The following is a 22,404-nucleotide window of genomic DNA, read 5'->3' as shown; positions in this document are numbered from 1 at the left end:
GCAGCCCGAAACGCATGATGCGACGAGCCTAGCCGAGGATGGCCCGGGGTGTCGGTCCGTATCAGTATGCGGGACCGGGCATCGATGAGGGGGAAACGGTGACTCATCACTCCATTTCGTCAATCATCGTCGCAAGCAGTGACAGCGCGGTGACGGAGTGCCACAGTCGTTTACATGCACCCTCGAACCAACGGTGACGGGCCCCACCCCGTCTTCTGCACCATCGTGCCGCCCCACGTCCTCGACAAGCTGTCGCACTCCGGCGACGCCCGGCTGGCCGGTCCGGCCCGCCGCACCCTGGAGGCCGACGCCCTCCGCCGTGACCGCCGTCGCCTGACGGCCCTGGCCGCCGCGCCCGCCACCCCCACGGCGGGCGCGGTCCCCGCCAAGCCCCACCGCACCCTGTACGACTGCGAGAACGGCACATCGCTGCCGGGCACCAAGGTCCGCGACGAGGGCGAGAAGCCCACCTCGGACGCCAGCGTCAACCGCGCGTACGCCGGACTCGGCGCCACCTTCGACCTGCTGCTCTCCGCCTACGGCCGCAGTTCGATCGACGGCAAGGGCCTGCCGCTCATCGGCTCGGTCCACTACGGCCACGAGTACAACAACGCGTTCTTCGACGGCGAGCAGATGGTCTTCGGCGACGGCGACGGCGAGATCTTCCTCGACTTCACGTACGCCATCGACGTCATCGCCCACGAACTGGCCCACGGCCTCACGCAGTACACCGCCAACCTGCGCTACGAGGGCCAGTCGGGCGCGCTCAACGAGTCGGTCTCCGACGTGTTCGGCTCGCTGGTCAAGCAGTACTCGCTGGGCCAGAGCGCTGAGCAGGCCGACTGGCTGATCGGCGCCGGACTGCTGGCGCCGCGGGTCAGCGGCGACGCGCTGCGGTCGATGAAGGCTCCGGGAACGGCGTACGACGACGATGTGCTCGGCAAGGACCCGCAGCCCGCGTCGATGGAGGACTACGTCGAGACGGAGGAGGACAACGGCGGCGTCCACATCAACTCCGGCATCCCGAACCGCGCGTTCCACCTCCTGGCCACGGCCCTGGGCGGCAACGCCTGGGAGCGGGCCGGGCAGATCTGGTTCGACGTGCTGACCGGCGGCGAGCTGACGGCCACGGCGGACTTCGCGGAGTTCGCGCGGCTGACGGTCGCGGCGGCCGGCGCCCGCTTCGGGGAGCGCGGCGAGAAGGAGGCGGTGCTGAAGGCATGGTCCGAGGTGGGCGTACCGACGGCGGATTGAGCGTTCACCGAGCAAGGCGGGCTTGAGCCCGTGACCGGCTCCGGCTAGACAGGACCCCATGCGTATTCAGGTCACCAGGACCGGCGGCTTCGCCGGCATCTCCCGCCACCATGAGGTCGACACCGAGGGCCGGGAGGACGCGGCGGAGTGGGAATCGCTCGCCGAGGAGATCCTCGCCGCCGCGTCCTTTGCCGAGGACGGCACTCCGGACGCGCCGCCGTCCGGAGTGCCGGACGGATTCCGGTACCGGATCACGGTCGAGGACCGCACCGTGTACTGCGCTGACCCCGATCTGACCGGGCCCCAGCGCACGCTGGTCTCACGCGTCCTCAAGGAGGGCGCGTGAGACCGGCGCATTTCTTCGAGCGCGGCTGGAAGCCCAGCTTCCGCAGCTGCTTCGGGACCCATCTCCATGGCCGCACTCGCACCCTTCGGCCCTAGGCGGCCTCAGCGGCTTCGCGCGGCTGCGGCGTCCTCCGGCCGCCGGTCCCGGCCCGGCTCAGAACCCGAGCTTCCGCAGCTGCTTCGGGTCGCGCTGCCAGTCCTTCGCGACCTTCACATGCAGGTCCAGGAAGACCGGTGTGCCGAGCAGCGCTTCGATGTGCTTGCGCGACTTCGTGCCGACTTCCTTCAGCCGCTTGCCCTTCGGGCCGATGATGATGCCCTTCTGGCTCGGGCGCTCGATGTAGACGTTGGCGTGGATGTCCAGCAGCGGCTTGTCCGCCGGACGGTTCTCGCGCGGCAGCATCTCCTCCACCACGACGGCGATGGAGTGCGGCAGCTCGTCGCGTACGCCCTCCAGCGCGGCCTCGCGGATCAGCTCCGCGACCATGACCATCTCCGGCTCGTCGGTGAGGTCGCCCTCCGGGTAGAGCGGCGGGCTCTGAGGGAGCAGCGGGGCGATGAGGTCGGCGAGCAGGCCGACCTGCTGGTCCTTGACCGCCGACACCGGAATGATCTCGGCCCACTCGAAGCCCAGCTCATCCGCGAGCGCGGAGACGGCGAGCAGCTGTTCGGCCAGCGCCTTCGACTCGACGAGGTCGGTCTTGGTGATGATGGCGATCTTCGGGGTCTTCTTGATCCCCGCGAGCTCCTTGACGATGTACTTGTCGCCGGGGCCGAGCTTCTGGTCGGCGGGCAGGCAGAAGCCGATGACGTCGACCTCGGCCCAGGTGGTCCGTACGACGTCGTTGAGCCGCTCGCCGAGCAGCGTGCGCGGCTTGTGGAGGCCGGGGGTGTCGACCAGGATCAACTGCGCGTCGTCGCGGTGCACGATGCCGCGCACGGTGTGCCTGGTGGTCTGGGGGCGGTTGGAGGTGATCGCCACCTTCTGACCGACCAGAGCGTTCGTCAGGGTGGACTTGCCCGCGTTGGGGCGGCCGACGAAGCAGGCGAAGCCGGCCCGGTGGGGGGAGGTGGTCTCCGCTTGCGGGGCAGCGGATTCTTGGTTCGGGCGAGCGCTCATGGCGACCATTCTCCCCGATCGCGGCGGCGCTCCCGCACAGCGGTCCGTACGGACGCGCCGGAGGGCCGCCGCCGACAGGGGTGCGGCCGGTCCGTCAGCCCGCCGTGACCCGTAGCCGCAGGGTGCCATCCGGGCCCGCGAGGAACACCGGCGTCTCCGGTCCGCCCAGGTCGCGTACGGCGGCGCGGTCCTCGTCGGCGGTGGTCTCGGCGGCGGAGACGACGGCGGCGGCCTCCAGCGAGGTGGCGCCGCTGGCGACGGCCATGGCGACGGCGGTCCGCAACGCGCTCAGCTGCAGCGACTCCAGCGCCACGGTGCCCGCCACATACGTACGTCCCGTCTCGTCGCGTACGGCGGCGCCTTCGGCCACGCCGTTGCGGGCGCGGGCACTGCGCGCCAGGGTGACGATCTTGCGGTCCTCGGCGCCGAGGTCGGCGGCGTTGGTGGTGTCGGTCATGGCACGAGCATACGAAGCGGGCCGGGCCGGCCACACGCCGGTACGCGGACGGGCCCGCTCCCCGTGAGAGAGGAGCGGGCCCGATCACGTGACCGCTAAGGCCGGTCCAGCCGGAGCCGCTCCGCCTTCGGAAGACCGGCGACCACCAGGTCGTACGAGTCCTCGATCAGCTCGCGCAGCAGGCGGTCCGGGACGGCGGAGACGGTGACCGTGTTCCAGTGGCGCTTGTTCATGTGCCAGCCGGGCACGATGGCCTCCGGATGCTCCTCGCGAAGGCGGATCGCCTCGTCCGGGTCGCACTTGAGGTTGACCGTCAGCGGGTCGGCGGTCGGCGTGGTGAGCGCGAACACCTTGCCGAGCACCTTGAAGACCGAGGTCTCCGGGCCGAACGGGAACTCCTCCGCGCTCGCGTTGAACTCCAGGCAGAAGGCGCGCAGCCGCTCGGGCGTCATACCGTCTCCGTCTCCGCTTCCTTGTCCTGCGGCTCCACCAGCACCGTGACGATCTTGTTGCGACGACCGGCCGGCGACTCGGCGGTGAGCCGGAGCTTGCGGCTGTCGGGCAGGTCGACGACGGCCGAGGCGCCGGCGATCGGGACCCGGCCGAGCGCCTTGGCGAGCAGGCCGCCGACGGTCTCCACGTCCTCGTCGTCGTACTCGTCGAGCCCGAAGAGGTCGCCGAGATCGCCGATGTCGAGCCGCGCGGTCACCCGGTAGCAGCCGTTCTCCAGCTCCTGGACCGGCGGCAGCTCGCGGTCGTACTCGTCGGTGATCTCGCCGACGATCTCCTCCAGGATGTCCTCGATCGTGACGATGCCGGCCGTGCCGCCGTACTCGTCGATGACGACGGCGACATGGCTGCGGTCCCGCTGCATCTCGCGCAGCAGGTCACCGGCGTTCTTGGTGTCCGGGACGAAGGCGGCCGGGCGCATCGCGGTGGAGACCGGGTCGGCCTCGGACTCGCGGTTGACGTGGGTCTTGCGGACCAGGTCCTTGAGGTAGACGATGCCGACGATGTCGTCCTCGTTCTCGCCGGTGACCGGGATCCGGGAGAAGCCGGAGCGCAGGGCGAGGGTGAGGGCCTGACGGATCGTCTTGTAGCGCTCGATGGAGACCAGGTCGGTGCGCGGCACCATCACCTCGCGGACCAGCGTGTCGCCGAGCTCGAAGACCGAGTGCACCATGCGGCGCTCGTCGTCCTCGATCAGCGACTCCGCCTCCGCCAGGTCGACCATGGCCCGCAGCTCGGCCTCGCTGGCGAACGGGCCCTTGCGGAACCCCTTGCCGGGCGTGAGCGCGTTGCCGATGAGGATCAGCAGCTGCGGGATCGGGCCCATGATCCGGGCCAGCGGCAGCAGGACGTACGCGGAGGCGGTCGCCGTGTTCAGCGGGTGCTGGCGGCCGATGGTGCGCGGCGAGACGCCGATCGCGACATAGCTGACGAGGACCATCACGCCCATCGCGCAGGCGAGCGCCTCCCAGGTCTCCGGGAACCTCTGCAGGCAGACGTAGGTGACGAGCACGCCGGCCGACATCTCGCAGGCGACCCGCACCAGCAGGGCCACGTTGAGATAGCGCGTCGGGTCGGCGGCGATCTGCGCCAGCTTCGCGCTGCCGCGCCGGCCGGACCGGACCGCCTCGTCCGCCCGGAAACTCGACGTACGGGCGATGCCCGCCTCGGCGCAGGCGGCCAGCCAGCCGACCATGACCAGCAGGACGGCACCGGTGATCAGAGGCGCGATCACGAGACGGTGGGGGCCGGGGACGCGCCGGTGAGCCCGTGCTCACCGCGCCAGCCGTCCACGATGGCGGCCTGGAGGCCGAACATCTCGGCCTTCTCCTCGGGCACCTCGTGGTCGTAGCCCAGCAGGTGCAGCACTCCGTGGACGGTCAGGAGTTGGAGCTCCTCGTCCATGGAGTGCTGCGTCGGCGCCTCTTCGCCCTGCTTCTTCGCGACCTCCGGGCAGAGCACGATGTCACCGAGGAGCCCCTGCGGAGGCTCCTCGTCGTCCTTGGCCGGCGGACGGAGCTCGTCCATCGGGAAGGACATGACATCGGTCGGACCGGGGAGGTCCATCCACTGGATGTGCAGCTGCTCCATGGCGTCGGTGTCCACCACGATCACCGAGAGCTCGGACAGCGGGTGGATCCGCATCCGGGCCAGTGCGTAGCGGGCGATGCCGAGGATCGCCTGCTCGTCGACCTCGGTTCCGGACTCGTTGTTGACGTCGATCGACATGGTGCGCTGCGACTACTTCCCTTTACGTCGGTCGCGTCGGCCGTCTTCCCGGCCGCCCGCCTGACCGTCCTGCTGATCGTTTCGGCTGTCGTACTTCTCGTACGCGTCGACGATACGGCCGACGAGCTTGTGCCGGACGACATCCTGCGAGGTGAGGCGGGAGAAGTGCACGTCCTCCACACCGTCCAGGATGTCCTGGACCTGCCGGAGCCCGCTCTTGGTGCCGCTCGGCAGGTCGACCTGGGTGACGTCACCGGTGATGACGATCTTGGAGTCGAAGCCGAGGCGGGTGAGGAACATCTTCATCTGCTCGGCGCTGGTGTTCTGCGCCTCGTCGAGGATGATGAAGGCGTCGTTGAGCGTACGGCCGCGCATATAAGCCAGCGGCGCCACCTCGATCGTGCCCGCCGCCATCAGGCGCGGGATCGAGTCGGGGTCGAGCATGTCGTGCAGCGCGTCGTAGAGGGGGCGCAGATACGGGTCGATCTTGTCGAAGAGCGTGCCCGGGAGGAAGCCGAGCCGCTCTCCCGCCTCGACCGCCGGACGGGTCAGGATGATGCGGCTGACCTGCTTGGCCTGGAGCGCCTGGACCGCCTTGGCCATGGCCAGGTAGGTCTTGCCGGTGCCCGCCGGGCCGATACCGAAGACGATCGTGTGCTGGTCGATCGCGTCGACGTACCGCTTCTGGTTGAGCGTCTTGGGGCGGATGGTGCGGCCGCGGTTGGAGAGGATGTTCTGGGTGAGCACCTCGGCGGGTGTCTCGCCCTGCGGGTCTCCCTCGCCGGTGCCGGCCGCCCTGAGCATGGCGATCGACCGTTCCACTGCGTCCTCCGTCATCGGCGCTCCGGTGCGGAGCACGAGCATCATCTCGTCGAACAGGCGCTGGATGAGGGCGACGTCGGCCGCCTCGCCCGTGGCGCTGATCTCGTTGCCCCGGACATGGATGTCGGCCGCCGGGAAGGCCTCTTCGATCACGCGCAACAGCGAGTCACCCGATCCGAGGAGCATCACCATGGGGTGAGCGGCCGGGATCCGGATCTGGGCACGCGCCTGCGGGTGTGTGGGTGTCTGAGTCATGGGCCGGCCCTCGGGCCTGCGCATACCTCCCGTTGCAGGGTTCTCGCTGCTCGACAACCTCTGGATTACCCAGCCTACGACCTGGCAGTGACAACACGGAGTCCTTTTACCGGCCGCGCGTACGAGTCATCGGCCGCGCGTACGAGGAGGCCGGTGGCCGTTCACCGGCGGAAGCCGATCGTGGGCACCGCGCGCCGCAGCGGCCAGGCGCGGGCCGTGGTGGGCAGCAGCTCCTCCAGGAACGCGTAGCGCTCCAGCGCGGCCGGGTCCTGGTCGTCGAGGGTGCGGATGCGCTGCCACCAGGCGGCGATCTCGGCCCAGCCGGGCGCGGAGAGCGAGCCGCCGAACTCCTGGACCGAGAGCGCGGCGGTCAGCCCGGCGAAGGCCAGGCGGTCGGCCAGCGGCCAGTCGGCGAGGGTGCCGGTGACGAATCCGGCCACGAAGACGTCTCCGGCGCCCGTCGGGTCGAGCGCCTCCACCGCGATGGCCGGCACCTGGGCGGCGGCGCCGGTGCGCCCGTCCACGGCGTACGCGCCCTCGGTGCCCAGGGTGACGACGGCGAGCGGGACGCGTTCGGCCAGCGCGTGGGCGGCGGCGCGCGGACAGTCGGTGCGGGTGTAGCGCATCGCCTCGGCGGCGTTGGGCAGGAACGCCTCGCAGTGCGCCAGGTCGGGCAACGCGTCCAGGTCCCAGCGGCCGCTCTCGTCCCAGCCGACGTCGGCGAAGACCAGTGCGCCGTGCCGGGCGGCGGTGGCGACCCAGGGTTCGCTGCGGCCCGGGACGAGCGAGGCGATCGCGGCGCGGGCGCGCGGCGGGCACTGCGGGAAGGCGGGGTTCGGGGCGGGAGAGGTCTGGCCCGGGACGACGGAGGCTCCGGGCGCCGGGGCCTCGTGGCCGTGCGAGACCATCGTGCGCTCGCCCTCGTACGCCATGGAGACGGTGACCGGCGAGTGCCAGCCGGGAACGGTGTGCGACATCGACAGGTCGATGCCTTCGCCCTGTTCCAGCGCGTCCCAGCAGTACTCGCCGTAGTGGTCGTCGCCGAAGGCCGCGGCCAGCGAGGTGTGCAGGCCGAGTCGGGCGAGCGCGGTGGCCATGTTGGCGACGCCGCCGGGACTGGAGCCCATGCCGCGGGCCCAGGACTCGGTGCCGCGCACGGGCGCGCTGTCGAGGCCGGTGAAGATGATGTCGAGGAAGACCGTGCCCGTCAGGAAGACGTCACAGGCGGGGTCCTGCGGGGCGCGCAGCGCCAGCAGCGGGTCGATTCCTGGAGTGTCAGTGCTCACCGTGCGCTCCCCGGCCGTGCGGCAGATCTGGACAGTGTGAGATCCGGCCAGTCTGCCCGATTCGGGCACAGCGGTGGAGCCTCCCCGCCGATCCGGTGGGCCGTCGACGTGCGGTGCTGACCTGCATAAACATGCGCTGCTACCCGGCCTTCGGGTGCATAAACGCATAAGTGGCTCAGATCACAGCGAGGCGACTTTCGGTCGACTGGGAGCGCTTGATACAAATTGCCCCGCGAGCACCTTCGGGGACGTTGCCCGACGAGAGCCGCACTTCTCGCATCTCCCCGTACTCCCTCGCATTCTCCCCTTTCCCGCGCGCCGAGCATCGCTCTGTCCTGCCCTGCCCTGCGCGCGTCGCACCACCCTCTCCCCCACCCCTCTGCCTGCTCAGGCATGTCTTCAGGAACGCCCATGTCGTCGCGCCGTGCCGCGTGGCCCTTGGTTGCCGTCTTCACCGCCGGTTACCTCGCCTCCTATCTGCTGCCCACCATCGTCGGCCGCCTCAGCGTCCATCTCGGGCTGACTCCCGCACAGGCGGGCCTGGTCGGCAGTGCGCTGCTGCTGAGCTCGGCGAGCGCCGGGTTCACGCTGGCGGGCCGGGTCGAGCGGTACGGTTCCCGGACTCCGGCCCGGGCCGGGCTGGTGCTGGCCGCCGTCGGATACGGCTCCGCCGCGCTGGCCGGGTCCGTGCCGCTGGTGGTGGCCTCCGTGATGGTCGGCGGCTTCGGCTCGGGTGCGGCGACGGCGGTCGCGGCGGCCGGGATCGCCGCGCAGCGCGACCCGCACCGGACGTCCTCGCTCGGCCTGCTCACCGTCTCCGCCACCGCCGGCGCGCTCTACCTGACGATCCCGCACCTCGGCGGCGGCCACCGCCTCCCGTTCGCCGCGATCGCGCTAGTCGCGGTGCTCGTCTGGCCCGCCACCAACCGGCTGAACGGCCCCACGGCCCCGGAGGAGTCCGCCTCCCGGATCACCGGCCGGCTGCCGCACCGCCGCTCCGGTCTCGTCCTGGCGGGCGGCATGCTCGTCTGGTCCATGGCGCAGAACGCGCTCTGGGGCGTCAGCAGCCGCATCGGCGTGGTGCAGGCGGGTCTGACCGAGGTCACCGTCGGCGCGGTCTTCGCCGCAGCGCTCGGCGCGGGTCTGCTGGGCGTCATGGGCGCCGGTGTGCTCGGTGCGCGGGTGGGCCGGGCGGTGCCGATCGGGCTCGGGACCGTGGTCATCGCCGGGAGCATCGTGGTCAGCTCCTCGGCCCGGGACCTCGCCTCGTTCGCGACCGGCGAGATCCTCTGGAACACCGTCTACCCGGTGGTCCTCTCCTATCTGATCGGCCTGGCCGCCTCCTTGGACGTACGCGGCCGCTGGGCGGTCCTGGCGGGTTCGGCCTCCTCCGTGGGCGTCGCCTGCGGCCCGCTGCTCGGCAGCGTGCTCTCCGAGGAGGCCGGCTATCCGGCGATGGGCCTGATCCTGGGCGCGGCCACGCTCCTGGTCGCCGCGCCCGTCACCGCCGTGGCGCTGCACACCGGTGGCCGTCCGCTGGTGCCCGGCTCGGTCCGCCGCCGTGGCGGCGCACCGGCCGCGCTGCTGGCCGCCACCACCGGCAGCCTCTCCGGTGCGGTGCCGAAGCTCGGCTCACCGGAGCAGGCCGTCACCGAACTCCGCGTACGGCGCAGGCGGCTGGTGCGCAGCGCGATCCGCACGGCCGGTCCGGACGGCGGTCCCGGTCAGTCGAACGCGTACGCCGCGACCTCGGACAGGTAGCGCACGCGGCGGTCCTCGTCGTGGTCGAGGAAGGCCGCCTCGAAGGAGTTCCGGGCCAGGGTGCGCAGCTGCTCCGGGTCCAGCGCGAGCGCGTCCCGTACGGCGTCGAAGTTGTCTCCGGCGTACCCGCCGAAGTAGGCGGGGTCGTCGGAGTTGACCGTGCAGAGGAGACCCGCCGCCATCATCTCCGGCAGCGGGTGGTCCTTCAGCGTGTCGACCGTGCGCAGCCGCACGTTGGAGAGCGGACAGAGCGTCAGCGGCACCCGGTCCGCGACCAGCCGCGCCACCAGCTCCGGGTCCTCCATGCAGCGCAGCCCGTGGTCGACGCGCTCGACGCCGAGGACGTCCAGAGCCTCGCGGATGTAGGACGGCGGCCCCTCCTCGCCCGCGTGGGCCACCTTGCGCAGGCCGAGCGCGGTGGCCGCTTCGTACACCTCGCGGAACTTGGCGGGCGGGTGGCCGACCTCGGCGGAGTCCAGGCCGATCGCGCTGATCCGGTGGAGGTAGGGGCGGGCCGCGTCGAGGGTGCCGAGGGCCGCTTCGGCGGAGAGGTCGCGCAGGAAGCAGAGGATGAGCTGGGTGGAGATGCCGTGGGTCTCCTCGCTGCGCTCCAGCGCGCGGCTCAGCCCCTCGATGACGGTGCCGATCGGGACACCGCGTGCGGTGTGGGCCTGCGGGTCGAAGAAGATCTCGGCGTGCCGGACGCCTTGGGCGGCGGCGCGGGCGAGGTAGGCGTCGGCGAGTTCGGTGAAGTCCTCCTCCGTCCGCAGCACGGCCATCAGCGCGTAGTAGAGGTCCAGGAAGGACTGGAGGTCGTCGAACGCGTAGGCCCTGCGCAGCTCGTCGGCGGTGGCGTACGGCAGAGTCACGCCGTTGCGTTCCGCGAGCGTGAAGGCGAGTTCGGGTTCGAGGGTGCCTTCGATGTGGAGGTGGAGTTCGGCCTTGGGGAGGTGCACGGTGTCTCGCAAACGGTGGTGCTGGTGGGGTCAGTGGTGGTGCCGGGGCGGCAGCGGGACTCTGATCAGGTCCTGGGCCACGGTGAGTTCGCCGTCGAACCCGGCGGCGCGGGCCTGCGTCTCGAAGAGTTCGGGGTCGCTGTAGCGCTGCGAGAAGTGGGTCAGCACCAGGTGGCGTACGCCTGACTCCTTCGCCACGCGGGCGGCCTGTCCGGCGGTCAGGTGGCCGTGGTCGGTGGCGAGCTTCTGGTCCTCGTCCAGGAAGGTCGACTCGATGACGAGCATGTCGCACGCCTCGGCGAGCGCGTACACGCCGTCGCAGAGCCGCGTGTCCATGACGAACGCGAACCGCTGGCCGCGCCGGTGCTCGGAGACCTGCTCCAGGTTCACACCGCCGAGGACGCCTTCACGCCGGAGGCGGCCGACGTCCGGTCCGGCGATCCCGTGCTCCTTGAGGAGAGCGGACAGCATGCGGCGGCTGTCGGGCTCGGTGAGGCGGTAGCCGTACGACTCGACGGGGTGCGAGAGGCGGTGGCTGTCCAGCGTGTACGAGGCCGTGGTGGCGAGGACCCCGCCGGTTCCGGCGATCGGGGTCTCGGTCAGCTCGACGGTCTCGCGGTAGGCGGTGGCGTACCGCAGCCGGTCGAAGAAGTGCTGCCCGCTCGCCGGGTAGTGGGCGGTGACGGGGTGCGGCACCTGGTCGAGGTTGATGCGCTGGATCACTCCGGCGAGCCCGAGCGAGTGGTCGCCGTGGAAGTGGGTGACGCAGATCCGGTCGATGTCGTGCGCGGCGACCCCGGCCCGCAGCATCTGGCGCTGGGTGCCCTCGCCGGGATCGAAGAGGATGCCTTCACCGTCCCAGCGCAGCAGATAGCCGTTGTGGTTGCGGTGCCGGGTCGGGACCTGGCTGGCGGTGCCGAGCACCACCAGCTCGCGTACGGACATGGGAGGAGGCTCCTACGGAACGGGCGTTATCCGGGCGGCCACTGGAGGCCGCGGCCGCCCAGGACGTGCGCGTGCGCGTGGAAGACGGTCTGGCCGGCGCCGGAGCCGGTGTTGAGGATGATCCGGTAGCCGGTGGAGTCCACCTTCTCGTCGGCGGCGACCGCTCCGGCCTCGCGCAGCACGTCGGCGGCGATCTGCGGTTCGGCGGCGGCCAGCGAGGCGGCGTCCGGGTAGTGGACCTTGGGGATGACCAGGACGTGGGTCGGGGCCTGCGGGTTGATGTCGCGGAAGGCGACGGTGGTCTCGCTCTCCCGGACGATGGTCGCCGGGATGTCCCCCGAGACGATCTTGCAGAACAGGCAGTCGGACTGCGGCTCTCCCGCCATGGCGCCGGGCCTCCTCGTTCGCTGGTGATCAGTACGGCTCATGTTAGGGCCTGTCGTCAGACTGCCGTCGTCCGGAGGGCGGCAGTTCGACGACAGGCCCTGAAGCCTCTTGCCGGGTGACCGGGCCCCGTTCAGCCCCAGCGCCCCGTGCGTCCCAGCAGCAGCGCCGTCGCGGCCGTGCCCGCCGTGGACGTACGGAGCACGCTGCGGCCCAGCCGGTACGGGCGGGCGCCCGCCTCGGCGAAGGCGGTCAGCTCCTGCGGCGAGACGCCGCCTTCGGGGCCGACGACGAGCACGATGCTGCCGGTGGCCGGGAGTTCGGCGGTGGCGAGCGGAGTGCTGTCGTGGTCGCGGTCCTCGTGCAGGACTCCGGCGAAGTCGGCGCCGGCCAGCAGTGCGGCGACCTGCTTGGTCGTCATGGCCTCGGCCACCTCGGGAAAGCGGACGCGGCGGGACTGCTTGCCCGCCTCGCGGGCCGTACTGCGCCACTTCGTCAGGGCCTTGGCGCCGCGCTCGCCCTTCCACTGGGTGATGCAGCGGCCGGCCTGCCACGGCACGATCGCGTCGACGCCGGTCTCGGTCATGGTCTCCACGGCCAGTTCGCCGCGGTCGCCCTTGGGCAGCGCCTGGACGACGGTGATCCGAGGCGCGGGCTCCGGCTCCTCGTGAACGCTTCCGACACCGACGGTCAGCCGGTCCTTGCCTTCGGCCGCCCGGACCACGCCCTGTGCCCAGTGGCCGAGCCCGTCGGTGAGGACGACGTCCTCGCCGGGCTCCAGCCGCTTGACGGACACGGCGTGCCGTCCCTCGGCCCCGTCCAGCACGAACTCCGGTCCGGTGGGCATCCGTTCGACGACGAAGACCGGTGCGGTCACCGGGGGCTCCTCATGCTCAGGGCCGCCCTGGCGGCCTCCAGTTCGTCGGCGAGCAGCTCGATCAGCTCGCCGACGGGCAGTTCGCGGGCCATGCGGTGGCCCTGCCCGGCCCACAGCGCCATGCCCTGCGCGTCGCCGGCCTTGGCGGCCGCCTGGCGCAGCCCGGTCGTCAGGTGGTGGACCTGCGGATAGGCGGCGGGGGCGTACGGGCCGTGTTCGCGGACGAACCGGTTGACCAGGCCGCGCGCGGGACGGCCGGAGAAGGCGCGGGTCAGTTCGGTGCGGACGAAGAGCGGGTTGGTGAGGGCCTGCTTGTGGAGCAGGTGGGCGCCGGACTCCGGGCAGATGAGGAAGGCGGTGCCGAGCTGGACGGCGTCGGCACCGGCCGCGAACACGGCGGCGATCTGTGAGCCGCGCATCAGGCCGCCGGTGGCGACGATCGGGATCTGCACGGTCTCGCGGACCTGGGTGACGAGGGTGAGCAGCCCGGTGCCGGTGTGGTCGGCCTGCGGATCGTCGCGGTGCGTGGACTGGTGGCCGCCGGCTTCGACGCCCTGGACGCAGACGGCGTCGGCACCGGCCCACTGGGCGCCTTGGGCCTCCTCGGCGGAGGTGACGGTCACGATGGTGTACGTCCCCGCCTTGGCGAAGGCGTCCAGTGTGTCGCGGGTCGGGCAGCCGAAGGTGAAGGAGACCACCGGAACGGGGTCCTCCAGCAGGATGGCGACCTTCGCCTCGTATCCGTCGTCGCCGCAGCTGTCGGGGTCGCCGAGCGGGGTCTCGTACCAGGCGGCCTCACCGGCCAGCTGATGGCGGTAGACCTCGACGGCGCTGGGGTCGCCGAGCGCGGGCTGCGGCATGAAGAGGTTGACGCCGAACGGGCCGCCGGTGAGCCGGCGCAGCTGTTTGATCTCGTGGTACATGCCGTCCGCCGTCTTGTACCCGGCGGCGAGGAACCCGAGCCCGCCCGCCTCGGCGACGGCCGCGGCGAGCTGAGGTCCGGAAGCGCCGCCCGCCATGGGGGCCTGCACGATCGGATACCGGCAGAGATCGGTCAACGCGGAGGACATGACCGCATCGTGCCACGTCCGCCGCACAGGGCCGAATCAGCCAGCTTCCCGCGTGACCGGATCTCCCGCAGAACGCCGCACCGCCCACCGGCGGGTAACCGATGGGCGGTGCGGTGAAAGGCGGAAAAGGCTTCAGCGGCCGTTGAAGGCGTCCTTCAGCCGGGAGAAGAGACCCTGCTGACCTGGCTGAAACTGGCCCAAGGGGCGCTCCTCGCCGCGCAGCTTGGAGAGCTCCCGCAGGAGCCGCTCCTGCTCCGCGTCGAGCTTGGTCGGCGTGATCACCTCGACATGGACGATCAGGTCGCCACGGCCGCCGCCGCGCAGGTGCGTGATGCCGCGCCCGTGCAGCGGGACGGACTGGCCGGACTGGGTGCCGGGCCGGATGTCGACCTCCTCGACGCCGTCCAGGGTCTCCAGCGGACACTTCGTACCGAGCGCTGCGGCGGTCATCGGGATGGTGACCGTGCAGTGCAGGTCGTCGCCGCGCCGCTGGAAGACCGCGTGCGGCAGCTCGTGGATCTCGACGTACAGGTCGCCGGGCGGGCCGCCCCCGGGGCCGACCTCGCCCTCACCCGCGAGCTGGATACGGGTGCCGTTGTCGACGCCCGCCGGGATCTTGACCGTGAGCGTGCGGCGCGAGCGGATGCGGCCGTCACCGGCGCACTCCGGGCACGGTGTCGGCACGACCGTACCGAAGCCCTGGCACTGCGGGCAGGGCCGCGAGGTCATGACCTGGCCCAGGAAGGACCGGGTGACCTGCGAGACCTCGCCACGGCCGCGGCACATGTCACAGGTCTGCGCGGAGGTGCCGGGGGCCGCGCCCTCGCCGCTGCAGGTGTTGCAGACGACCGCCGTGTCGACCTGGATGTCCTTGGTGGTGCCGAAGGCCGCCTCCGAGAGGTCGATCTCCAGGCGGATCATGGCGTCCTGGCCGCGCCTTGTGCGCGAGCGGGGCCCGCGCTGCGAGGCCGTTCCGAAGAACGCGTCCATGATGTCGGAGAAGTTGCCGAAGCCACCGGCTCCGAAACCGCCCGCGCCGCCTTGGCCCTGAGCGGAGAGCGGGTCGCCGCCGAGGTCGTAGACCTGCTTCTTCTGCGGGTCCGAGAGCACCTCGTAAGCGGCGTTGATCTCCTTGAACCGCTCCTGGGTCTTCGGATCCGGGTTGACATCCGGGTGCAGCTCGCGCGCGAGCCGACGGAATGCCTTCTTGATCTCGTCCTGCGATGCGTCGCGGCGTACGCCGAGTACGGCGTAGTAGTCGGTGGCCACTTACGACTCCGCCAGGATCTGTCCGACGTAACGTGCCACTGCGCGTACCGCTCCCATCGTTCCGGGGTAGTCCATGCGGGTCGGTCCGACCACGCCGAGTTTGGCGACTGCCTCGTCGCCCGAACCGTAGCCGACCGCGACGACGGACGTGGAGGTGAGTCCCTCGTGGGCGTTCTCGTGCCCGATCCGCACGGTCATGGCTGAGTCCGTGGCCTCACCGAGCAGCTTCAGCAGGACGACCTGCTCCTCCAGTGCTTCCAGCACCGGCCGGATCATCACAGGGAAGTCGTGTCCGAAGCGGGTGAGGTTGGAGGTGCCGCCGATCATCAGCCGCTCCTCCGTCTCCTCGACCAGGGTTTCGAGGAGGGTGGAAAGAACCGTGGAAACCGTCCCTCGGTCCTCGCTGTCGAAGGATTCCGGCAGCTCCCGCACCAGCCGCGGGACATCCGCGAAGCGGCGTCCGACGACCCGGCTGTTGAGCCGGGCCCGCAGATCCGCGAGGGATGCCTCGCCGAAGGGCGCGGGGCAGTCGATCATACGCTGTTCGACCCGGCCGGTGTCCGTGATCAGGACGAGCATCAGCCGGGCCGGTGCGAGCGAGAGCAGCTCCACGTGCCGCACCGTCGAGCGGGTCAGCGAGGGGTACTGCACGACGGCGACCTGCCGGGTCAGCTGCGCGAGCAGCCGCACCGTCCGGCCGACCACGTCGTCGAGGTCGACCGCGCCGTCGAGGAAGTTCTGGATGGCGCGGCGCTCCGGCGAGGAGAGCGGCTTGACTCCGGCGAGCTTGTCGACGAAGAGGCGGTACCCCTTGTCGGTCGGAATGCGTCCCGCGCTCGTGTGCGGCTGCGCGATGAAGCCCTCGTCCTCCAGCACCGCCATGTCGTTGCGGACGGTGGCCGGCGAGACGCCCAGCTGGTGCCGTTCCGTGAGCGCCTTGGAGCCGACGGGCTCCTCGGTGCCGACATAGTCCTGGACGATGGCGCGCAGCACTTCGAGTCTGCGTTCGCTGAGCATGGCGCACACCTCCAGCTGTCGTTCTCCGGTGTCTGTCTCCGGTACCCGTCTGGCACTCGGTGCGTACGAGTGCCAGCTACTCACCGGTCAGTGTACGGGGGTGGGGTGGGGCCGGGGCAAGGGCGACCGGCCACGCCGCCACCGAGCCGTACGGGACGGTGCCGATAGCGTCGTCCCATGGACGTGTTGTGGGAAGACTTCGGCTGGGAGCGGTTGGGTCACGGTATCGGGCGGCGGCGGCTGCCCGGCTGGGACGCCACGGCGGCGCTGGTGGCCGGGGCCGGTGAGGTGCTGCTGTACGACACCGGATCGACGCTGCGCGAGGGCGTCGAGCTGCGGAGGCAGGCCGAGGCGCTGCTCGGCCGGAAGGTGACGCATGTCGCACTGAGCCACCCGCACTTCGATCATGTGCTCGGCACGGCGGCGTTCGCCGGGGCGCAGGTGTACGGGGCGGTGGGCATCACCGCGCTGCTGAAGCGCTCGGCGGACGAGCTGACCGGGTCGGCCGTGCGCCACGGCCTCGCGGAGGAGGAGGCGCACCGGTCGGTGGACACCTTGGTGGTGCCGCACCACGAGGTGACCGGCGAGTGGACGCTCGACCTGGGCGGCGGCCGCCAGGTGCTGCTGGCCAACGTGGGCCCGGGCCACAGCGGCCACGATCTCGCGGTGCTGGTGCCGGGCACGGACGGAGAGCCTCCGGTGGTGCTCTGCGGTGACCTGGTGGAGGAGTCGGGCGAGCCGCAGGCGGGCCGGGACGCGATCACCTCACGCTGGCCGGCGGCGCTGGACCGTCTCCTTGAGCTGGGCGGCGAGGAGGCGTTGTACGTGCCGGGGCACGGGGCGGTGGTGGACGCGGCGTTCGTCCGGGAGCAGCGGGACGCGCTGGCGGAGCGGTTCGGGGTGAGGTGAGGGGCTGCGGGGCGGGGGCGATCCTCGGGTGTGGTGTCGGGCTCTCGGGTGGAGTGACGATCTTCGCGGCGGCGGAAGGATTATCGTCTGCGCATGCGCAGCTACCAGCCGGACCTGACCCCGCCGTGGAAGCGGTCCGCCCCCGTGCCCGAGGTCCCCGCCGAACCCGATCTGGTCGTGGAGGAGATCGCCACCGGCTTCTGCGGGGCGGTGATCCGCTGCGAGAAGACGGCCCAGGGGCCGACGGTGACCCTGGAGGACCGGTTCGGCAAGCACCGGGTCTTCCCGATGGAGCCGCGCGCCTTCCTGCTGGAGGGCAAGGTGGTCACGCTGGTCCGCCCGGGCCCCGGCGGCCCCGCGCGCCCCACCCGTACGGCCTCCGGTTCGGTGGCGGTGCCCGGTGCGCGGGCCCGGGTGGCGCGGGCCGGGCGGATCTATGTGGAGGGCCGGCACGACGCGGAGCTGGTGGAGCGGGTGTGGGGCGACGACCTGCGCATCGAGGGCGTGGTGGTGGAGTACCTGGAGGGCATCGACGACCTGCCGTCCATCGTGGGCGAGTTCTCGCCGGGGCCGGACGCGCGGCTCGGCGTGCTGGTGGACCACCTGGTGGCCGGTTCCAAGGAGTCCCGGATCGCGGCGCAGGTCTCGGACCCGCATGTGCTGGTGGTGGGCCACCCGTACATCGACGTGTGGGAGGCGGTGAAGCCGTCGTCGGTGGGGATCGCGGCGTGGCCGGTGGTACCGCGCGGCCAGGACTGGAAGACCGGGGTGTGCCGGGCGCTGGGATGGCCGGAGAACACCGGCGCGGCGTGGCAGCACATCCTGTCGAAGGTCCGGAGCTACAAGGACCTGGAGCCGCAACTGCTGGGACGGGTCGAAGAGTTGATCGACTTCGTGACGCTGCCGGAGTGACGTGACGGGTGCGGGCGGCCGGTCCTCAGTCCACCAGGTCCCGCACCACCGCGTCGGCCAGGAGCCGCCCGCGCAGAGTGAGGACCGCGCGGCCCTCCTCGTACGGAGCCGGATCGAGCAGCCCGTCGGCCAGCGCACGGCGGGAGGCGGCCAGGCCGTCGGGTTTCAGCAGGTCGAGCGGGCAGCCCTCGCGGAGCCGGAGCTCCAGGAGGATGCGCTCGACCCGGCGGTCCTCCTCGGCGAGGATCTCCCGGCCCGCGCCCGGTGAGCGGCCTTCGGCGAGCGCCTGGGCGTACGCGCCCGGGTGCTTCACGTTCCACCAGCGGACGCCGCCGACATGGCTGTGGGCGCCGGGGCCCGCGCCCCACCAGTCGGCGCCGCGCCAGTACAGCTCGTTGTGGAGGCAGCGGCCGGCCTCGGTGGTGGCCCAGTTGGAGACCTCGTACCAGTCGAAGCCGGCGGCGGCGAAGGCCTCGTCCGCGATGAGGTAGCGGTCGGCGTGCGCGTCGTCGTCGGTCATCGGGATCTCGCCGCGCCGGATGCGGCGGGCGAGCTGAGTGCCTTCCTCGACGATGAGCGCGTACGCGGAGACGTGGTCGGGGCCGGCGCCGATGGCCGCGTCCAGGGTGGCCCGCCAGTCGTCGTCGGACTCGCCGGGCGTGCCGTAGATCAGGTCCAGGTTGACGTGGTCGAAGCCCGCCGCGCGCGCCTCGGCGACGCAGGCCTCGGGACGGCCGGGCGTGTGGGTGCGGTCCAAAATCTTCAGGACGTGCTGCTTGGCGCTCTGCATGCCGAAGGAGACGCGGTTGAAGCCGCCTTCGCGCAGAGCTGCGAGGTAGGCCGGGTCGACGGACTCCGGGTTCGCCTCGGTGGTGATCTCCGCGTCCTCCGCGAGCCCGAACTCCTCCTTGATCGATGCCAGCATCCGTACGAGATCGGCCGCCGGCAGGAGCGTGGGCGTGCCGCCGCCGACGAAGACCGTGCGGACGGGACGCGGGTCGTCGCCGAGGACCTTGCGGGCCTGGCGGACCTCCTCGACGAGGTGGGCGGCGTAGTTGTCGCGGGAGGCCAGAGCACCGCCGGAGCCGCGCAGCTCGGTGGCGGTGTAGGTGTTGAAGTCGCAGTAGCCGCAGCGGGTGGCGCAGTACGGGACGTGCAGGTAGAAGCCGAGCGGGCGGTCGGCTGCGCCTTCCAGGGCGTGGCGGGGCAGCGCCCCGTCGTCGGGCACGGGCTCACCATCGGGCAGTACGGAAGGCATACCGTCCATTGTCGCTCGCCCCTGAGGTACTTCAGTCCGCGTGCAGGACCAGCAGCGCCACATCGTCGTCCGGCGGCCGCTCGGCGAACTCGTGGACCGCTCGCCGGATCCGCTCGGCCGTCGCGTCGGCCGGCAGTCCGGCGCACCCGGCCAGGACCCGGGCCAGCCCGTCCGCGTCGTCGAACATCAGCGGCCCGGACCGCCGCTCGGTCACGCCGTCCGTGACGCAGAGCAGCGTGTCGCCGGGCGCGAGATCGAAGACCTGGCTCTCGTACGCCACGTCCTCCACGACCCCGAGCAGCACCTGCGGCTCGGCGCCGGTCGTACGGAGCTGTCGGGACGGAGCAGCAGCGGCAGCGGGTGCCCGGCGCTGGCCACCGTGCAGCGGACGCCGCCGCCGGGAAGCGGCACGACCTCGCCGTACAGCAGGGAGAGGAAGCGCGACTGCGAGCCGTCGTGGAGCTGCCGGCCTCCGGCGGCGGCGACCATCAGCGCGGCGGCCTCGGCGGCCTCCATGGCGTCGTCCAGGAGGAGGCGATTGAGCCGGTCCAGTACCTCGCCGACGCCGAAGCCCTCGCGGGAGAGCAGGCGGAGCCAGGGGCGGGCGAGGCCGGTGACGACGGCGGCCTCGGGTCCTGAGCCCTGGACGTCGCCGAGGACGAAGCACCAGCGGTCGCCGGGACACGGGAAGATGTCGTAGAAGTCACCGCCGACCACGCCGTCGTCGCTCGGTTCGTAGACGAGAGCGCTGGTGACGCCGGGGATCTCCGCGACCTTGCTCGGGAGCAGGCCGCGCTGGAGGATCCGGCTGATGGTGGCCTGCCGGGTGTAGGCGCGGGCGGCGCCGACGGCGAGGCCGAGGCGGCGTACGAAGTCCTCGATGAGCGAGGCGACGGCGTCGGGCACCTGGGCGACGCCCTCGCGGCCGACGAGGACCGTCCCGAGCGCGCGGCCGGCCGCGGTGATCCGGAAGGCGAGAGCGGCGCCGTCGCGGCCGCCGGGCTGCGGAGCCTCTTCTGCGGGCTGTGCGGGCCAGGGCACCGGTACGGGGCCGGAGCCGAGGCCGGCCGGGAGGCGGAGGGGCTCGCGCTCCAGGGCGGTGCGCAGAGGCTCCGTACCGGCTTCGTCGCTGTGCCAGACCCGGGCGAGGCGGGGCTCGGCCGCCGGTCCGCCGCCTTCGGTCTCCAGCCAGATCGCGCACCAGTCGGCGAGGCGCGGCACCAGCAGCTGGCCGGCTGTCGCGGCCACCAGGTCCTCGTCGAGCTGCCCGGCGAGCAGGTCGGACGCCTCGGCCAGGAAGGCGGGTGCGCCGCGGCCGTCCCAGACCGCGTCGTCGCGTTCGGTGCGCCGGGCGGCGGGAGCGAGGATCTCGGCGGCGCGCAGGCCGCGCCGGAGGGTGTCCTGGTCGGGCGGGACGGGCGGGCCGCTCCAGTCGTCGACGGGGAGGCGGGCCCAGACGGTCTTGAGGCCGGTGCGGTAGGTGATGCCCCAGGACTCGGCGAGCGTGGCGACGAGCTGGAGGCCCCGGCCGTACTCGGCGGGATCGGGCAGGCCGGCGGGTGCCTCGGTCTCCGTACGGACAGGATCACCGGACTCGTCGGCGCCGACCGGGCGGGCCGGGTGGTGGTCGGTGACCTCCAGGACGAGGGCGGCCGACGGCTCCTCGGCGCCTTCCTCCTCCAGCCGGAGGACCAGGTCGACCGTGGTCCCGGCGTGCACGACGGCGTTGGTGACCAGCTCGTTGGTGACGGTCACCGCGTCGTCGGCCAACCGGTCGCTGAAGCCCACGGCCGCGGGCACCCCGATCCCGGTCCACTCCGCGAGCGCGGCCCGCACGAACCGGCGGGCGGCGGAGGGCGCGAGCGGTATGCCGGGCAGGCTGGTGCGGCTGGCCAGGCGCGGGCCGTGCGCGTACCCGGCACGCGTGGTGCCGGGACGCTGCACGGTGTCCCGCTGGTCCCGCTGCAAGGGGATGGGTGCCACGGTGCGGCTCCTCCGGGTCCGATGATTCCGACAGAGTGACAGACCGGACGCGCCCATAAGCACCGAGTTACCGAAGTGGGCAGAAAATCGAGCAGATTCGAACGCAAGGCTTCGGGAAACGCCACGTGACATGCACGGCAGGCGGTACGACCGGGCGCCGGGATGGCCCGAAGCGGAGTTGCCGTGCCGGCGCGAGATGGTGTGCGGGTTTGCACCTGCCGTAACGGCATGTGGTCCGGTGGGTTCCGTCACCGCTCCACCGAGGAAAGGCACCTGCTCATGTACTCGTCCTTCGTCCCGCCGCGCCGGGTGAAGATCGGTGACGCGGCGGCGTTCGCCGGCACGACGCCGCGGGCGATCCGGCACTATCACGAGATCGGTCTGCTTCCCGAGCCCGAGCGGGGCGGCGACGGGCGCCGCCGCTACGGCCACGAGGACATGATCCGGCTGCTGTGGATCCGCAGGATGGCCGATGCCGGCATCGCACTGGACGACATCCGTGACGCTCTCACCGCGGACACGGGGTCCGCCGGCGACGACGGCGGTGACGGGATCGCGCTCACCTTGGAGCGCCTGGAGAACTCCCTCGCCGCCCAGGAGGCTGTGCTGCACCGGCAGCGGACCGCCGTGCAGCGTATGCGCGCCGAAGGCAGCCGCATGGGCTTGCTCTCCGATGTCGTGACCGACCGCCTCAAGAGCCTGCCCGAGGGCTCCCTGCGCCAGGTGGAGCTGGACACGCTGCTGGTCACGGAGCGGATCTTCGGCCCCTTGGGCGCGGCCATCCAGGCCACCCGTTTCATCGCGCTGGCCACACATCCGGCCCTGCGGGAGGAATCCGATCGCGTCGACGCCGCCGAGGAGGCACTCGACGACACCGTTGCCGTCGACGATCCGCAGGTGCTCCGGGTGGCCACCGAGCGGCACGCCTTCGAAGGCGTCTTGGAGGCCGTCATCGAGGAGTCCGGTCTGGCCGCGGACGACGATGCCCTGATCGATGCCTGGGACGCTCCGGATTCCGCCACCGCCGACAAGGAGGAGGACGACCGCGGTTCCGGCGGGCGGAGGGCAGGCACCATGAGCGCGTTCGAAGCGGTGGGCGAAATGCCGTACGACTTCTCTCCCGCCCGTCTGCGCTGCATGGAGTTGGCCGTACAACTCGCGGCCCAGGACGCACCCACGGCCTGAACCACGGGCCGGCAGGCGGCCAGGAGTGGTGAAACCGGGTTCCGTCGTGGCGATGAGCCTGCGGCCGTCCGCGGGTCTACCCCTGGAGAGACGACCGACTC

Annotated in this window: 21 protein-coding genes and 1 pseudogene; 6 read left to right on the top strand and 16 right to left on the bottom strand. The window is 71.7% G+C overall.

From position 1 onward, the window contains the following. Positions 1-174: 174 nt before the first annotated feature. Together ABZ267_RS13175 and ABZ267_RS13170 are read left to right on the top strand one after the other, a co-directional pair. On the top strand, positions 175-1,254 hold the full coding sequence (locus ABZ267_RS13175; protein ID WP_356750362.1) for a M4 family metallopeptidase: 1,080 nt from the start codon (positions 175-177) through the stop codon (positions 1,252-1,254). A 58-nt stretch (positions 1,255-1,312) separates the two neighbouring features. Continuing rightward, on the top strand, positions 1,313-1,600 hold the full coding sequence (locus tag ABZ267_RS13170; protein ID WP_356750360.1) for a protealysin inhibitor emfourin: 288 nt from the start codon (positions 1,313-1,315) through the stop codon (positions 1,598-1,600). Between the two features lie 153 nt (positions 1,601-1,753). Here ABZ267_RS13170 and era read toward each other — a convergent pair whose 3' ends face one another. From era to ABZ267_RS13135, 7 genes are all read right to left on the bottom strand, one after another. Continuing rightward, on the bottom strand, positions 1,754-2,719 hold the full coding sequence (gene era / locus ABZ267_RS13165; protein WP_356750358.1) for a GTPase Era: 966 nt from the start codon (positions 2,717-2,719) through the stop codon (positions 1,754-1,756). A gap of 94 nt (positions 2,720-2,813) precedes the next feature. After that, a complete protein-coding gene (locus ABZ267_RS13160; RefSeq protein WP_356750356.1) occupies positions 2,814-3,176 on the bottom strand; it encodes a cytidine deaminase in 363 nt (120 codons plus the stop codon). A 95-nt stretch (positions 3,177-3,271) separates the two neighbouring features. Next, positions 3,272-3,628, bottom strand: coding sequence for an MmcQ/YjbR family DNA-binding protein (locus ABZ267_RS13155; protein WP_356750354.1), 357 nt, complete (start codon positions 3,626-3,628; stop codon positions 3,272-3,274). Continuing rightward, positions 3,625-4,920, bottom strand: a complete 1,296-nt coding sequence (locus ABZ267_RS13150; protein ID WP_356750352.1) for a hemolysin family protein — start codon at positions 4,918-4,920, stop codon at positions 3,625-3,627. Before ABZ267_RS13150 ends, ABZ267_RS13155 begins: the two co-directional genes overlap by 4 nt. Next, on the bottom strand, positions 4,917-5,414 hold the full coding sequence (ybeY, locus tag ABZ267_RS13145; RefSeq protein ID WP_356750350.1) for an rRNA maturation RNase YbeY: 498 nt from the start codon (positions 5,412-5,414) through the stop codon (positions 4,917-4,919). The genes ABZ267_RS13150 and ybeY overlap by 4 nt, the downstream gene beginning before the upstream one ends. Positions 5,415-5,426: 12 nt before the next feature. Next, positions 5,427-6,491: a PhoH family protein gene (locus ABZ267_RS13140; RefSeq protein ID WP_356750348.1), complete on the bottom strand. Its 1,065-nt coding sequence runs from the start codon at positions 6,489-6,491 to the stop codon at positions 5,427-5,429. Positions 6,492-6,652: 161 nt separating this feature from the next. Beyond that, complete coding sequence (locus ABZ267_RS13135; protein ID WP_356750346.1) at positions 6,653-7,777, bottom strand: PfkB family carbohydrate kinase; 1,125 nt, start codon at positions 7,775-7,777, stop codon at positions 6,653-6,655. Between the two features lie 411 nt (positions 7,778-8,188). Between ABZ267_RS13135 and ABZ267_RS13130 the strand changes: the two genes are divergently transcribed. Next, positions 8,189-9,538 (top strand): MFS transporter, encoded by a 1,350-nt coding sequence (locus ABZ267_RS13130; protein WP_356750345.1) that lies wholly within the window; start codon positions 8,189-8,191, stop codon positions 9,536-9,538. Here the strand turns inward: ABZ267_RS13130 and ABZ267_RS13125 are convergent. The 7 genes from ABZ267_RS13125 to hrcA all read right to left on the bottom strand — a co-directional run bounded on the left by ABZ267_RS13125 (position 9,502) and on the right by hrcA (position 16,056). After that, positions 9,502-10,494, bottom strand: coding sequence for an adenosine deaminase (locus ABZ267_RS13125; protein WP_356750343.1), 993 nt, complete (start codon positions 10,492-10,494; stop codon positions 9,502-9,504). The two genes, ABZ267_RS13130 and ABZ267_RS13125, sit on opposite strands and share 37 nt — an antisense overlap. A 30-nt stretch (positions 10,495-10,524) precedes the next feature. Further along, positions 10,525-11,439 (bottom strand): ribonuclease Z, encoded by a 915-nt coding sequence (locus tag ABZ267_RS13120; RefSeq protein ID WP_356750341.1) that lies wholly within the window; start codon positions 11,437-11,439, stop codon positions 10,525-10,527. 26 nt (positions 11,440-11,465) lie between these two features. Continuing rightward, a complete protein-coding gene (locus ABZ267_RS13115) occupies positions 11,466-11,825 on the bottom strand; it encodes a histidine triad nucleotide-binding protein (RefSeq protein ID WP_356750339.1) in 360 nt (119 codons plus the stop codon). A 131-nt stretch (positions 11,826-11,956) separates the two neighbouring features. Further along, the gene (locus ABZ267_RS13110) at positions 11,957-12,700 is read right to left on the bottom strand and encodes a 16S rRNA (uracil(1498)-N(3))-methyltransferase (RefSeq protein WP_356750337.1); all 744 of its coding nucleotides are present in this window, start codon (positions 12,698-12,700) and stop codon (positions 11,957-11,959) included. Continuing rightward, a complete protein-coding gene (locus ABZ267_RS13105) occupies positions 12,697-13,770 on the bottom strand; it encodes a nitronate monooxygenase (RefSeq protein WP_356750336.1) in 1,074 nt (357 codons plus the stop codon). The genes ABZ267_RS13110 and ABZ267_RS13105 overlap by 4 nt, the downstream gene beginning before the upstream one ends. A 132-nt stretch (positions 13,771-13,902) precedes the next feature. Further along, entirely contained in the window at positions 13,903-15,039 is a 1,137-nt protein-coding gene (dnaJ, locus tag ABZ267_RS13100; protein WP_356750334.1) for a molecular chaperone DnaJ, read from the bottom strand. Next, positions 15,040-16,056: a heat-inducible transcriptional repressor HrcA gene (gene hrcA / locus ABZ267_RS13095; RefSeq protein ID WP_030563440.1), complete on the bottom strand. Its 1,017-nt coding sequence runs from the start codon at positions 16,054-16,056 to the stop codon at positions 15,040-15,042. 177 nt (positions 16,057-16,233) lie between these two features. On the opposite strand from hrcA, the gene ABZ267_RS13090 reads away from it, so the two are divergent. Continuing rightward, positions 16,234-16,965 (top strand): MBL fold metallo-hydrolase, encoded by a 732-nt coding sequence (locus ABZ267_RS13090; protein ID WP_356750332.1) that lies wholly within the window; start codon positions 16,234-16,236, stop codon positions 16,963-16,965. 93 nt (positions 16,966-17,058) lie between these two features. Then, the gene (locus tag ABZ267_RS13085) at positions 17,059-17,877 is read left to right on the top strand and encodes a DUF3097 domain-containing protein (protein ID WP_356750330.1); all 819 of its coding nucleotides are present in this window, start codon (positions 17,059-17,061) and stop codon (positions 17,875-17,877) included. A gap of 25 nt (positions 17,878-17,902) precedes the next feature. Here the strand turns inward: ABZ267_RS13085 and hemW are convergent, their stop codons facing one another. Further along, complete coding sequence (hemW, locus tag ABZ267_RS13080; protein WP_356750328.1) at positions 17,903-19,144, bottom strand: radical SAM family heme chaperone HemW; 1,242 nt, start codon at positions 19,142-19,144, stop codon at positions 17,903-17,905. Positions 19,145-19,166: 22 nt separating this feature from the next. Beyond that, positions 19,167-21,175: pseudogene (locus ABZ267_RS13075) on the bottom strand (ATP-binding SpoIIE family protein phosphatase). A 222-nt stretch (positions 21,176-21,397) separates the two neighbouring features. On the opposite strand from ABZ267_RS13075, the gene ABZ267_RS13070 reads away from it, so the two are divergent. After that, positions 21,398-22,303 (top strand): MerR family transcriptional regulator, encoded by a 906-nt coding sequence (locus ABZ267_RS13070; protein ID WP_356750326.1) that lies wholly within the window; start codon positions 21,398-21,400, stop codon positions 22,301-22,303. Positions 22,304-22,404 lie beyond the last annotated feature (101 nt).

Source organism: Streptomyces sp. NPDC006174 (assembly GCF_040614075.1).
Taxonomy (GTDB): domain Bacteria; phylum Actinomycetota; class Actinomycetes; order Streptomycetales; family Streptomycetaceae; genus Streptomyces.
Note: the sequence above shows the minus strand (reverse complement) of the source record. Positions and strands in the feature narration are given on the sequence as shown.

What these genes read in the sequence shown, in the direction of transcription:
- hemW (WP_356750328.1), bottom strand. Translation starts at nt 19,144, where the DNA reads ATGGACGGTATGCCTTCCGTACTGCCCGATGGTGAGCCCGTGCCCGAC.
- ABZ267_RS13090 (WP_356750332.1), top strand. Translation starts at nt 16,234, where the DNA reads ATGGACGTGTTGTGGGAAGACTTCGGCTGGGAGCGGTTGGGTCACGGT.
- hrcA (WP_030563440.1), bottom strand. Translation starts at nt 16,056, where the DNA reads ATGCTCAGCGAACGCAGACTCGAAGTGCTGCGCGCCATCGTCCAGGAC.
- ABZ267_RS13175 (WP_356750362.1), top strand. Translation starts at nt 175, where the DNA reads ATGCACCCTCGAACCAACGGTGACGGGCCCCACCCCGTCTTCTGCACC.
- ABZ267_RS13160 (WP_356750356.1), bottom strand. Translation starts at nt 3,176, where the DNA reads ATGACCGACACCACCAACGCCGCCGACCTCGGCGCCGAGGACCGCAAG.
- ABZ267_RS13120 (WP_356750341.1), bottom strand. Translation starts at nt 11,439, where the DNA reads ATGTCCGTACGCGAGCTGGTGGTGCTCGGCACCGCCAGCCAGGTCCCG.
- ABZ267_RS13130 (WP_356750345.1), top strand. Translation starts at nt 8,189, where the DNA reads ATGTCGTCGCGCCGTGCCGCGTGGCCCTTGGTTGCCGTCTTCACCGCC.
- ABZ267_RS13170 (WP_356750360.1), top strand. Translation starts at nt 1,313, where the DNA reads ATGCGTATTCAGGTCACCAGGACCGGCGGCTTCGCCGGCATCTCCCGC.
- ABZ267_RS13115 (WP_356750339.1), bottom strand. Translation starts at nt 11,825, where the DNA reads ATGGCGGGAGAGCCGCAGTCCGACTGCCTGTTCTGCAAGATCGTCTCG.
- ABZ267_RS13155 (WP_356750354.1), bottom strand. Translation starts at nt 3,628, where the DNA reads ATGACGCCCGAGCGGCTGCGCGCCTTCTGCCTGGAGTTCAACGCGAGC.
- ABZ267_RS13070 (WP_356750326.1), top strand. Translation starts at nt 21,398, where the DNA reads ATGTACTCGTCCTTCGTCCCGCCGCGCCGGGTGAAGATCGGTGACGCG.
- era (WP_356750358.1), bottom strand. Translation starts at nt 2,719, where the DNA reads ATGAGCGCTCGCCCGAACCAAGAATCCGCTGCCCCGCAAGCGGAGACC.
- ABZ267_RS13105 (WP_356750336.1), bottom strand. Translation starts at nt 13,770, where the DNA reads ATGTCCTCCGCGTTGACCGATCTCTGCCGGTATCCGATCGTGCAGGCC.
- ybeY (WP_356750350.1), bottom strand. Translation starts at nt 5,414, where the DNA reads ATGTCGATCGACGTCAACAACGAGTCCGGAACCGAGGTCGACGAGCAG.
- ABZ267_RS13085 (WP_356750330.1), top strand. Translation starts at nt 17,059, where the DNA reads ATGCGCAGCTACCAGCCGGACCTGACCCCGCCGTGGAAGCGGTCCGCC.
- ABZ267_RS13140 (WP_356750348.1), bottom strand. Translation starts at nt 6,491, where the DNA reads ATGACTCAGACACCCACACACCCGCAGGCGCGTGCCCAGATCCGGATC.